At 70.2% G+C, this 11,348-nt stretch carries 11 protein-coding genes, 1 tRNA gene and 2 pseudogenes; 8 read left to right on the forward strand and 6 right to left on the reverse strand.

All coding sequences use genetic code 11. The features are described 5' to 3' along the window. Window positions 1-728, reverse strand: a pseudogene (locus tag PROKR_RS22720) (PucR family transcriptional regulator); the annotation flags it as partial. Window positions 729-968: 240 nt separating this feature from the next. On the opposite strand from PROKR_RS22720, the gene PROKR_RS22725 reads away from it, so the two are divergent. Further along, a complete protein-coding gene (locus PROKR_RS22725; protein ID WP_036967906.1) occupies window positions 969-1,658 on the forward strand; it encodes a hypothetical protein in 690 nt (229 codons plus the stop codon). A gap of 74 nt (window positions 1,659-1,732) precedes the next feature. Here PROKR_RS22725 and aceE read toward each other — a convergent pair whose 3' ends face one another. Further along, a complete protein-coding gene (gene aceE, locus PROKR_RS22730) occupies window positions 1,733-4,498 on the reverse strand; it encodes a pyruvate dehydrogenase (acetyl-transferring), homodimeric type (protein ID WP_036967909.1) in 2,766 nt (921 codons plus the stop codon). 439 nt (window positions 4,499-4,937) lie between these two features. On the opposite strand from aceE, the gene PROKR_RS22735 reads away from it, so the two are divergent. From PROKR_RS22735 to PROKR_RS22745, 3 genes are all read left to right on the forward strand, one after another. Next, entirely contained in the window at window positions 4,938-5,345 is a 408-nt protein-coding gene (locus tag PROKR_RS22735; RefSeq protein WP_020014127.1) for a DUF3052 domain-containing protein, read from the forward strand. Between the two features lie 6 nt (window positions 5,346-5,351). Continuing rightward, window positions 5,352-5,843: a peroxiredoxin gene (locus PROKR_RS22740; RefSeq protein WP_051433257.1), complete on the forward strand. Its 492-nt coding sequence runs from the start codon at window positions 5,352-5,354 to the stop codon at window positions 5,841-5,843. Between the two features lie 101 nt (window positions 5,844-5,944). Further along, window positions 5,945-6,018, forward strand: a tRNA-Val gene (locus PROKR_RS22745). A 178-nt stretch (window positions 6,019-6,196) separates the two neighbouring features. Here the strand turns inward: PROKR_RS22745 and PROKR_RS22750 are convergent. Continuing rightward, window positions 6,197-6,559 (reverse strand): DUF4267 domain-containing protein, encoded by a 363-nt coding sequence (locus PROKR_RS22750; RefSeq protein ID WP_036967911.1) that lies wholly within the window; start codon window positions 6,557-6,559, stop codon window positions 6,197-6,199. Window positions 6,560-6,645: 86 nt separating this feature from the next. Here PROKR_RS22750 and PROKR_RS22755 point away from each other — a divergent pair, with 86 nt between their 5' ends. Beyond that, window positions 6,646-7,227: a TetR/AcrR family transcriptional regulator gene (locus PROKR_RS22755; RefSeq protein WP_036967915.1), complete on the forward strand. Its 582-nt coding sequence runs from the start codon at window positions 6,646-6,648 to the stop codon at window positions 7,225-7,227. 122 nt (window positions 7,228-7,349) lie between these two features. On the opposite strand, the gene PROKR_RS22760 is transcribed toward PROKR_RS22755, so the two are convergent. Then, window positions 7,350-7,937, reverse strand: coding sequence for a TetR/AcrR family transcriptional regulator (locus PROKR_RS22760; protein ID WP_036968172.1), 588 nt, complete (start codon window positions 7,935-7,937; stop codon window positions 7,350-7,352). A gap of 145 nt (window positions 7,938-8,082) precedes the next feature. Here PROKR_RS22760 and PROKR_RS22765 point away from each other — a divergent pair, with 145 nt between their 5' ends. Both PROKR_RS22765 and PROKR_RS22770 read left to right on the forward strand, forming a co-directional pair. Continuing rightward, on the forward strand, window positions 8,083-8,841 hold the full coding sequence (locus tag PROKR_RS22765; protein WP_036967918.1) for an SDR family NAD(P)-dependent oxidoreductase: 759 nt from the start codon (window positions 8,083-8,085) through the stop codon (window positions 8,839-8,841). An 81-nt stretch (window positions 8,842-8,922) separates the two neighbouring features. Then, window positions 8,923-9,396 (forward strand): ester cyclase, encoded by a 474-nt coding sequence (locus tag PROKR_RS22770; protein ID WP_036967921.1) that lies wholly within the window; start codon window positions 8,923-8,925, stop codon window positions 9,394-9,396. Here the strand turns inward: PROKR_RS22770 and PROKR_RS22775 are convergent. Beyond that, window positions 9,393-9,776 (reverse strand): winged helix-turn-helix transcriptional regulator, encoded by a 384-nt coding sequence (locus PROKR_RS22775; protein ID WP_036967924.1) that lies wholly within the window; start codon window positions 9,774-9,776, stop codon window positions 9,393-9,395. The two genes, PROKR_RS22770 and PROKR_RS22775, sit on opposite strands and share 4 nt — an antisense overlap. Window positions 9,777-9,858: 82 nt before the next feature. Between PROKR_RS22775 and PROKR_RS22780 the strand changes: the two genes are divergently transcribed. Continuing rightward, entirely contained in the window at window positions 9,859-10,842 is a 984-nt protein-coding gene (locus PROKR_RS22780; RefSeq protein ID WP_036967926.1) for a zinc-dependent alcohol dehydrogenase family protein, read from the forward strand. A gap of 62 nt (window positions 10,843-10,904) precedes the next feature. Here PROKR_RS22780 and PROKR_RS30940 read toward each other — a convergent pair. Next, window positions 10,905-11,348 (reverse strand): annotated as a pseudogene (locus PROKR_RS30940) (hypothetical protein); the annotation flags it as partial.

Below are 11,348 nucleotides of genomic sequence, written 5' to 3' on the forward strand. Positions count from 1 at the left end.
ATGACGACCGGGCCGGTGCCGAACCGGGACAGGAGCGAGGCGGCGGCGGCCACGAGGTCGCCCTCGCCGCCGAGCACCAGCACGAGGCGGTCGCCGTGGATGCCCACGAGGGCGTCACCGGCGGCGCGCCGGGCCACGCGGCGGATCTCGGCGGTGCGGATCTCGTCGAGCTCCTCGGTGGCCACCCCGACCACGACCAGGGCGTTGCCCTTGCCGCTCCAGCCGAGCGCGGAGATGCGGGAGCGCAGCGAGTCGTCGCCGTCGCCGCGCACCAGGGCGTCGACCACGAGGGCCTCCAGCCGGGCGTCCCAGGCGCCGCGCCACTCGGCGGCACGGGCGTAGACCTCAGCCGCGGAGAACGCGACCTCGCGGGAGTAGCGCAGCACGGCCTCGCGCAGGTCGCGCTCGCCGCCGGGAGCGGCGATCCGGTCGGAGTGCGTCTCGACGACGTCGACCACCACACGCACGAGCTGCAGGGTGTGCTGCAGGGAGATGGAGCGGGTCAGCTCGGTGGGCGCGGCCGCGAAGATCTCGCTCACGCCGTGCGGCGGGCGGTCCGGGTCCGTGAACCACGAGGTGAAGGCGTTGATGCCGGCCTGGGCGACGAGGCCCACGTAGGAGCGGTCCTCGGCGGGCAGCTCGCGGTACCAGTTCAGGTCCTCGTCGAGGCGGCGCATCGCGGCGGCGGTCAGCAGGCCGCTGGCCTCGCGGACCCGCTGGAGGTTCATGGGGAAGCCGGCAGGATCCAGGCCGGCGTCGGTCTCGGGTGCCTGGCCGGCGTCCCGGTCCGTGCTGCGGTCGGTGACCTGTCCGGCCTCCTGGTCGGTCTCCTGGGCACTGGCTCGAGCGGCCCGTCGTGTTGCTGGCACCCCGGCAGCATACGAGCCCGACTTGTGGGGAGTCCACAAACGGACTTTCACGACACTGGTATTCCAGTGAGTGCGGGTGAGAAACTGTAGGGTCGAGGCATGGCCCTGATGCACCGGCTCCGTCGCCTCATCCGTCGGCCCTTGTCCGCGTCCACGGTCGGCACGCGCCGGCAGTCACCGTCGGCACCCCGGCGTGGGGACGTAGGGCACGAGGACGCGCTACGCGCGCAGCTCACCGACGATCCCAACAACGAGGAGGCGTTCGCCGCCCTGGCGGAGATCGTCCGTCGCCGCGCCGCGGAGGACCCGACGCTGGACGACCCGCTGCGGGACTCCGACGAGATCCCGGAGTCCAAGCAGCGTGAGGCCGACCTGGCGGTCTGGTCGCTCGCCGAGGAGCTGGCCGGGCACCCGCGGGGCTGGTACCCCCTGATCGAGCTCGGTCGGCTGTCGCTGGCCGACGACCCGGAGGGCGCCGTCCGCCGCCTGATCACCGCCGCCGAGCGCGACCCCGACGGGAACGCGCTGGCCGAGGGGCTCGCGATCCTGCGCGAGGCCGGGATGCCCGTGGAGGCCCTGGGCCTCGGCATCGGGCACTGGCGGGTGCGGGAGCACTCGCCGGTCGTGGGCAAGCACCTCGTGCTCGCCGCGCTGGAGGCCGGCCGGGTGTTCGAGGCCAAGCAGCACCTGCGGGCCCTGGACCTGCACCCGGACACGAAGGCGGTCAAGCCGCTGCAGGAGGAGCTCGCCAATGCGATCGCGGCGGCGGAGCAGGCGACGCCGAGGTAGAACCCCGGACGGACAGAAGAGCTGCGGCGCACCGGTGACCCGGTGCGCCGCAGCTCTTTGTCGTCTACCTCAGGTCAGCTGTCGCCGCCCGTGTTGCCGGACGTGCCGGCGTTGACGTCGAGCAGGCTGTACTTCTCGACGGCCTTGCTGACGACGTCGGCCGGGACCTCACCACGGCGGGCGAGGACCTGCAGCGTCTTGACCACCATCGACGGCCCGTCGATGAGGAAGTAACGCCGTGCGGCAGCCCGGGTGTCGGAGAAGCCGAAGCCGTCCGCACCGAGCACCGCGTAGTCGCCGGGGACCCACGCGCGGATCTGGTCGGGGACCAGGTGGTCGTAGTCGCTGGTGGCGACGAACGGACCCTGCGCGCCCGAGAGCTTCTCGGTCACGTACGGGGTGCGCAGCGGCGCCGACGGGTCGACGAGGGCGTCGTGCTCCGCCGCGAGGGCGTCGCGACGCAGCTCGTTCCAGCTCGTCACGGACCAGACGTCGGCCGAGACGCCCCAGTCCTCCTTGAGGAGCTGCTGGGCCTCCAGGGCCCACGGCACGCCCACGCCGGAGGCGAGGAGCTGGGCCTTGGGGCCCTCGGCGTCGGAGACTGCGATGCGGTGGATACCGCGCTTGATGCCCTCGACGTCGACGTCCTCCGGCTCGGCCGGCTGGACCATCGGCTCGTTGTACACCGTGAGGTAGTACATGACGTCCTGCGCACGCCCGTCGGGGGTGTGGCCGTTCTCGCCCGGGCCGTACATGCGCTCGATGCCGTCGCGCACGATGTGCCGGATCTCGTACCCGTACGCCGGGTCGTACTGCACGATCGCGGTGTTGGTGCCGGCGATGAGCGGGCTGTGGCCGTCGGCGTGCTGCAGGCCCTCACCCGTCAGGGTGGTGCGGCCAGCGGTGGCGCCGATGATGAATCCGCGCGTGAGCTGGTCGCCGGCCGCCCAGAACTGGTCGCCCGTGCGCTGGAACCCGAACATCGAGTAGAAGATGTAGACCGGGATCATCGGCTCGCCGTGCGTGGCGTACGCCGTGCCGACCGACTGGAACGCGGCCGCGGAACCGGCCTCGTTGATACCGGTGTGCATGATCTGGCCGGACTCGGACTCCTTGTAGCTCAGCATGAGCTCGCGGTCCACGGCGAGGTAGTTCTGGCCGAGCGTGTTGAAGATCTTGGCGCTCGGGAAGATCGAGTCCAGACCGAAGGTCCGGGCCTCGTCCGGGATGATCGGCACGATGCGGTTGCCGAAGTCCTTGGCCTTGAAGAGGTCCTTGAGCAGCCGCACGAACGACATGGTCGTGGCGACCTGCTGCGTGCCCGAACCCTTCTTCAGCAGCTCGTAGGACTTGTCCTCGGGCAGCGTCAGAGTGGTCTTCGCCGTCGTACGGCGCTCCGGGACGAAACCACCGAGCTGACGGCGGCGCTCCAGCATGTACTGGATCTCCGGTGCGTCGGGGCCCGGGTGGTAGTACGGCGGCAGGTACGGGTCGGCCTCGAGCTCGGCGTCCGAGATCGGGATGCGCAGCGAGTCGCGCAGCGTCTTGAGGTCGTCGCCCTTGAGCTTCTTCATCTGGTGCGTCGCGTTGCGGCCGGCGAAGCCGGCGCCCAGGCCGTAGCCCTTGACGGTGTGCGCCAGGATGACGGTCGGCTGGCCCGTGTGCGCGCGCGCCGCGGAGTAGGCGGCGTAGAGCTTGCGGTAGTCGTGGCCACCGCGCTTCATGTTCCAGATGTCCTCGTCCGTCATGTTCTCGACGAGGGCCTTGGTGCGCGGGTCGCGCCCGAAGAAGTGCTCGCGGATGAACGCGCCGGACTCCGCACGGTAGGTCTGGTAGTCACCGTCCGGGGTCACGTTCATCAGGTTGACCAGCGCGCGGTCCTTGTCGGCGTTGAGCAGGGCGTCCCACTCGCGGCCCCAGACGACCTTGATGACGTTCCAGCCGGCGCCCTTGAACTGGGCCTCCAGCTCCTGGACGATCTTGCCGTTGCCGCGGACCGGGCCGTCGAGGCGCTGCAGGTTGCAGTTGACGACGAAGGTCAGGTTGTCCAGCTGTTGCTGCGCGGCGTGCTGGATCATGCCGCGGCTCTCCGGCTCGTCCATCTCGCCGTCGCCGAGGAACGCCCAGACGTCCTGCTGGCTGGTGTCCTTGATCCCGCGGTTGTGCAGGTACTTGTTGGTCCAGGCCTGGTACACGGCCGACGCCGGGCCGAGGCCCATGCTCACGGTCGGGAACTCCCAGAAGTCCTGCATGAGGCGCGGGTGCGGGTAGGACGGCAGGCCGCCACCGGCGTGCGACTTCTCCTGGCGGAAACCGTCGAGCTGCTCCGCCGTCAGGCGGCCCTCGAGGAATCCTCGGGCGTAGACGCCGGGGGAGGCGTGGCCCTGGAAGTAGATCTGGTCGCCGCCGCCCGGGTGGTCCTTGCCGCGGAAGAAGTGGTTCAGGCCCACCTCGTACAGCGTCGCGACGGACGCGTAGGAGGAGATGTGCCCGCCGACGCCGAGGCCCTCACGCTGGGCGCGCGTGACCATGACGGCCGCGTTCCAGCGGATCCACGAGCGGTACCGGCGCTCCATCGCCTCGTCGCCCGGGAAGTAGGGCTCCTCGTGCACACCGATGGTGTTCACGTAGGGCGTCGCCATCGACGCGGGGATGCTCACGTTCCGCTCCCGCGCGCGGCGCAGCAGGTTGAGCATGACGTACCGGGCGCGGGGTCCGCCCTTGTCGTCGATCAGCCCGTCGAAGGACTCGACCCATTCCTCGGTCTCGGCCGGGTCGATGTCAGGTACGGCGCTGAGCAGACCGTTGATCAGCGGTCCGGTCTCGTCAAACGAAGCCACCAGCTACCTCTCTCGGTGTCGCGCGGCGCGGTCGCGGTTCGCGCTCCTCGCCGCCTCGTCAGAACCCGTCGCGTCGGCAGCGTCGCCACAGCTGGGGTTGCGGCTGTGCACGCCCACGCACAGGTGGTCCTATCTATTCTGTCCCCTCACAGCCTCCGCCCACACCATAGGGCGGTCAAGACTGCGTGATCTGCGTTACGTCTGTGCCGGTTCGCACCCTTATTGATACGCGGTATCGCAATGTTGAGACTGAGTGCATGACTTGCCCGTTGCCCGGGGCTCATCGATTCATCAAAAAGACACCACACGTCCTGGCTACGAGGCATGGCGGGGGTCCGTGCACTACCTTTGGCGACGGAGGGCCCGACGCAGGGCCGACAGAAGAAGACGGAGACGACCCGGCAGGTACTGCCGGACAGAGAAGGGAACGATCAACCAAGTGAGCACGGACACCCAGGGCGCGGGGCGCCTCGGCTTCGAGGCCGGCCAGGTCGTGCAGGAGTTCGGCTGGGGAGACGACGTCGACGAAGCGCTCCGGTCCGACATCGAGCAGATCATCGGCAGCGAGCTGGAGGACGAGGACTTCGGTGACGTCACCGACGGCGTCATTCTCTGGTGGCGGGACGACGACGGCGACCTCACCGACGCGCTCGTCGACGTGCAGACCGTCCTGGACGACGGCGGTCTGATCTGGATCTTCACGCCCAAGCCCGGCCGCGACGGCGAGGTCGGCCACGGCGACATCCAGGAGGCGGCCACCACCGCCGGCCTGCAGACCACCAGCACGTTCGCGATCGCGGACGACTGGTCGGCCACCAAGCTCGGCTACCGGGGCCGTGGCAAGTAGCGGCTCATGACCGAGTCCTCCGGAGCGCGGGCCGCTGCCGAGGTGACGCTGAAGCCGGGTGACCCCGCACCCGACTTCACGCTCCCCGACACGCACGGCACGCCGACCACGCTGTCCGACCTGCGCGGCACGCCGGTGCTCGTGGTCTTCGTGCCGTTCGCCTTCTCCGGCACCTGCACGGGCGAGCTGTGCGAGCTGCGCGACAACATCGAGGACTTCGAGACCGCCGGCGTGCGGTTGTTCGTGATCTCGACGGACGCCGTGTTCACGCTCAAGGCGTGGCAGGCGGCCGAGGGCTACCAGTTCGACCTGCTGTCGGACTTCTGGCCGCACGGCGAGGTCGCGCGCGACTACGGCGTGTTCGACGAGGGCTCGGGCATCGCGCTGCGGGGCTCGTTCCTCGTCGACGCCGACGGGATCGTGCGGTGGTGCGTGGTCAACCCGCGCGGGCAGGCGCGTGACCTGGAGGACTACCGGCGGGCGGTCGCGGAGATCTGACCCTGCACTGATCCGCGCAGGTCGAAAATCTGGCCGGGTTTCGGGTGCCGGGCAGGTATTGTTGGCCGCTGCTGGTGCGTGCTGCTGAGGTGGCACTGCCGGGGCTCGTAGCTCAGTTGGTTAGAGCGCCACGTTTACACCGTGGATGTCGGGGGTTCGAATCCCTCCGGGCCCACCTTCTACTAGTTCTCGGCGTGTGAGCTGTGGCGACGACGGTGTCGCCTCGCTGGACCGCCTGCCCGTGCGGGCCGTTGGCCCAAGATGGTCGAACGTAGGGGTGGTCGCACTCTGAGCGCCCAGAGTGCGACCACCCCTACGTTCGACGCCGCTGCTCACGGAGATCTACCGCCTGATCAGACGGCGAACAGCAGCCCCGCGCTGATCAGGACGACGACGGCTGTGGCGAAGTGGATCCCGAACGCGACGGACCTGCGCCCGCCATGCCGCAGCACGATCAGGGTGTCGCCGAGCGGGGCCACCGCGACGGCGAGCATGAACCAGGCGGTGGCGTGCGCCCCGGCGAACGCGAGCAGCGCCAGCCCCACGATCCCGAACGTGGCGTCCCGCAGGCCCTTGATCTCAAGGTAGGCCCGGTCCTGCGTGGCCGGAACACCGTAGCCGGCTGCGGCGGGGAAGGGGCTGATCAGGAACCGCGCTCCGATGAACAGGATGAACAGGTTGAGGGCCACGGCCAGGGCGTACGCGACGACGGTCATGTCGGATCTCCTTGCTAGCACTGATAGCTGATGTAGCGACGCTAGCAGAGCGGGGACAGAATTCCTAGCAGTGCTAGGATCTGGGCATGGCAACAGGGACGCGCCGCGAGCGCGAGCGGGCTCAGCGTGAGGCGCTGATCGTGAAGGCTGCGCGCGAGCTGGCGGAGGCAGAGGGCTGGGACGCGGTCACGACCCGCCGGCTCGCGGCCGAGATCGAGTACAGCCAGCCTGTTCTGTACAGCCACTTCAAGGGCAAGGGCGCCATCATGACGGCGGTCGCGGCCCAGGGCTTTAAGGAGCTGGTCAATGAGCTGCGCACCGCGCGCGGCGCCGTCCGCGATGGGTCCGGGGCCCTGGCGGCGGTCGCGACGGCCTACACGAACTTCGCCCGGGAGCGCCCGGCGCTGTACGACGCCATGTTCACTCACGCCGTCGAGGTGCAGTTCGCTACCGCGGACGGCCCGGCTTACCTCCGTGAGGGGTTCGGCGAGCTGCTCCAGGCGGTCGAGCCGCTGGCCGGGGACGACGATCCCGGCGTCCTCACCGAGACCTTCTGGGCAAGCCTGCACGGCCTGGCCATGCTGGAGCGCAGCGGCCGCCTTCCCATGTCGCTGCACGACGAGCGGCTGAAGCTGCTGCTCGGGCGGTTCGCGGCGGCGCACGGCTGACCTCGTCGGGCGTGGTCCGTCGCCCGACGCGTATGCCGTTCTCTGCGGGATTTCCCGGTGCCCCTTGGCGTTCGACCGAGGTTTCGGGCATTTGGGAGCCCCTCCGATAACGGAGGCTCTCGCTAGGCGGGCACGAGCTGGTCCGCGAGGGAGCGGGCGGTCGCCGCCAGTGTGGCGACATCCATGCCGGTGCGCCCCATGAAGGTCAGACCCTGCTGTGCGGCCAGGAGGGCCCGGGCCGTGCCGACCGGGTCGATGGTGGCACTCAGGTCGCCCTCGGCCTGCGCTCGTCGCACGGCCTCGGCAAGAATCGTCGTGGTTCCCTCGTACGCCTGTCGCGCCTCGGTGGCGACGGCCGGGTCGGCGGCAGCCAGCTCGGTGGTGCTGTTGGCGAGCAGGCAGCCGCGCCGGGCGGCCACGCCTTCGGGGTCTCCCACCGGCATCATCACGAAGGAGCGCAGCCCTCCGAGCGCGGTCGGCGCCGAATCGATCGACCGGCGCACCGCGCGGTCGAGCGACGCCACATACCGGCGCAGCACCCGCAGGAACAGCTCGTGCTTGTCGCCGAAGGCGGCGTACAGGCTGCCCTTGCCCAGGCCGCTGACCCGCATGAGGTCCTGCAGCGAGGTCGCCGCGTAGCCCGCGTCCCAGAACTGGTCGCAGACCGCGTGCAGCACCTCGTCCTCGTCGAACTGTCGTGGCCTTGCCATGTGCTCAGCGTAGAGGTTCTTGACCGTCTGGTCCACCACGCATATGGTGGACCGAGCGGTCAAGAACGGCCGCGGCGTGACCTCTTCCCGGGCCGGCATCACGGTCCGGGGACCGCACGCACCGCGCTACGGAGGATGCACACTCATGGGCCAGCTGACCGGCAAGACCGCCCTGATCACCGGTGCGAGCACGGGCATCGGGCTCGCCACGGCCGAGCGATTCGTGGCCGAGGGCGCGCTCGTCTACCTGACCGGACGCCGCGAGCAGGAGCTCGAAGCCGCCGCTCGCCTGCTCGGCGACCAGGCGATAGCGATCCGCAGCGACGTCTCCGACCTGGCCGATCTGGACAGCCTCTTCCGCCGCATCGCAGACGACGGAAACAGGCTCGACGTCCTCTTCGCCAACGCCGGGGGCGGCGAGGCGAACCAGCCTCTGGACTCGCTCACCCCGGAGGCCTTCGACCACACCTTCGGGATCAACGTGCGAGGCACGACCTTCACGGTGCAGAAGGCTCTCCCGCTGCTGAACGACGGTGGCAGCATCGTGCTCACCGGCTCGAGCTCGGCAAGCCGCGGCGTCGCCGGTTTCGGCGTCTACTCCGCCACCAAGGCGGCACTGCGGCAGTTCAGCCGGGTCTGGGCGGCCGAGCTCGCGCCCCGTGGCCTGCGCGTCAACACCGTGGTGCCGGGTCCCACCGACACCCCTGGACTCCGCGGCCTCGCCGCGAACCCGGAGCAGGCGGGAGCCATGCTCGACGGCATGGCCGGCAGCACACCGCTGGGCCGCACCGCCGATCCCGCCGAGATCGCGAACGCCGTCCTCTTCCTGGCCTCTGACCAGTCCAGCTTCATGACCGGCAGCGAACTGTTCGTGGACGGCGGCGAGGTGCAGGTCTTCCCCTGACGGGACCGCGCCTCAGGCGCGCCGAACGTGCACAGCCCCGGGCCACGTCTCGTGGGTGCCCAGCGACAAGAAGGAGCAGAAGTGACGACGAAGAGCGAAGAGATCGTGCGCGAGGCCTACCGGCTGGCGGAAGGGGATGTTCTCGACGGACCTGGTTTCCGTGCCTTGTTCACCGAGGACGGAACGTTCAACGACGTGCCGAACGGGCTGACTTTTCGCGGGGACCAGATTCCCCAGGCGCTGGCGGGTCTCGCCTCTGCCTTTCCCGACATCCATCGTGAGCTGGCCGGCGTGCACGCCATGGGCGATGTCGTCGCTGTCGAGCTGCGCATTCAGGGGACGCATCGCGGTGGGTTCCCGACGCCGGCCGGCGAGATCCCGCCGACCGGTCGCCGCATCGATGTGCCGACGGCGGATCTCTGGTATCTCCGGGACGGAAAGATCGAGACCTTCAACTGCTACAACGCAGCGAATGTGTGGCTCGCTCAGCTCGGGGCCGCTCCCGACTTCGCGTCGGCGATCAGAGCGGCGCAGGCGGCCGGGACGAACGCCTAGCTCGTCCTGCGTGCGGCGGCCGGGTATGCCGCTTCAGTGGCTTCGTGGAATTCGGTGACGGCGTCGCCGTGATCCCTGGCCCAGTCCGTGAGGACCTCGATGGGCTCGATCAGCGTCCTGCCGAGCTCGGTCAGGCTGTATTCGACCTGCCGTCGCGTCGGGGCGTCTCGTTCCACGAGGCCGTAGTCCTGCAGACGGCGCAGCGTCTGGGTCAGGACCTTGCGCGAGATGCCGCCGATGAGGTCAATGAGCTCGCCGTGCCGCCGGGGCCGGCTGCTCAGTCCGAACAGCACCAGCGCGGCCCACTTGTCGGAGATGATCTCGACCGCCAGGCGCGTGGGGCAGTCGGCGAGGAACGCGGATCCACCAGAGTCCTGCATGGCGTCACAAGGTACCAGTCGGTAACCCAACGGTCCGTAGCGTCGTCCGGAGCAGCACCTGGAGCGAACGAAGGAGAGAACCATGCCACGTGTCGTCGTGTTCGACGTGGTGGGCGGCCCGGACGTCCTGCGCATCGTCGACGAGCCGGTCGTCGACCCCGGAGCGGGCGAGGTGCGGGTCAGGATCGAGGCGTTCGCGGTCAACCCGCTCGACGTCATGACGCGAGCGGGCCTGCCGCCGACGTCGGCTCCGTTACCCCACGCACGGCTCGGCGTCGAAGGCACCGGAGTCATCGACGCGGTGGGTGCCGGGGTCGACTCGTGGGCCGTCGGCGATCCGGTGATCCTGGCGGCCGTGCCGGACGCGCACGTCCGAGGCAGCTATGCCGAGTACACGACGGTTCCCGCGAACCTGGTTGTCGCACGCCCGGCAGGTCTCGGGGTCGTGGAGTCGGCCGCGGTCTGGGTCGGGTACTCCACCGCATACGGTGCTCTGGTCGAGACGGCGGGGATGCGGCCCGCCGACCGGGTGCTCGTCACCGCTGCCTCCGGTGCCGTCGGCAGGGCGGCCATCCAGGTCGCGAACCAGATCGGCGCGGTGCCCATCGCCGTCACCCGGCGTACGGCGGCCGTCGACGAGCTGCTCGCCGCTGGTGCTGCTGCCGTCGTCGCCACCGACCGCGAGGATCTCGTGGACGCGGTGCGTCGTCACACCGACGGCACTGGTGCCGACATCACGCTCGACCTCGTCACGGGGCCGGGGCAGCGCGAACTTGCCGAGGCGACCAGGCCTGGCGGCGTTCTGGTCCCGGCCGGCTTTCTCGACGCGCGCCCCACGCCGCCCTCGGCGGACGAGTCCCGCGTGCTCAATCGGTATCGGAGCTTCGAGCACTCGACAGATCCCGTGGTCGTGCGGCGGATGGCTGCCTTCCTGACCGCCGGTGTGCGGCTCGGCGCCCTGGCCCCGGCCATCGACGCGGTGTTCGACCTGGCGGATGTCGCCGACGCGCACCGCCACGTCGAGTCCGGGCGGCGCAGCGGCGGGAAGGTCGTCGTCACCGTCTAGGCCGATGACGACGCGACGGCGCCCGTGCGTTCCACGGGCGCCGTCGTCGCGACGAGAGCGGCCTAGAAGAAGTTGCGCGGGTCGAACTTCTCCGCGATGTCCGAGAGCGACTGGCCCGCCTCCGAGACCTGGTCGCCGACGCCGGAGACCTGGTCGCCGACGCCGGACACCGCGCCCTCGGCCGTGCCGGCGAGGTCCTCGACGCCCGTGGTCGCCTGGCCCAGAGCGTCTGCCCCGAAGCCTTCGACGCCCGCCGTGGCCTGGTCGATCGCACCGGCGCCGTACTCCTCGAAACCGGCGGCGGCCTCGCCCAGAGCGCCTGCCCCGTACTCGCCGGCCGCCGCCGTCAGGCCCTCGACGTCGACCCCCGCCGCGAGCGACTCGAAGTCGACGCCGATGCTCGCGGCGTTCTCCAGGAGCGGCCCGGCCACGCTGCTGACGACCGCCCCGGCGGCGACAGCGCCCAGGATGCCGACTGCGCCGACGGCAACGCCCGCGACGGCGCC

The sequence above is a fragment of the Promicromonospora kroppenstedtii DSM 19349 genome, assembly GCF_000515355.1.
Lineage (GTDB): Bacteria > Actinomycetota > Actinomycetes > Actinomycetales > Cellulomonadaceae > Promicromonospora > Promicromonospora kroppenstedtii.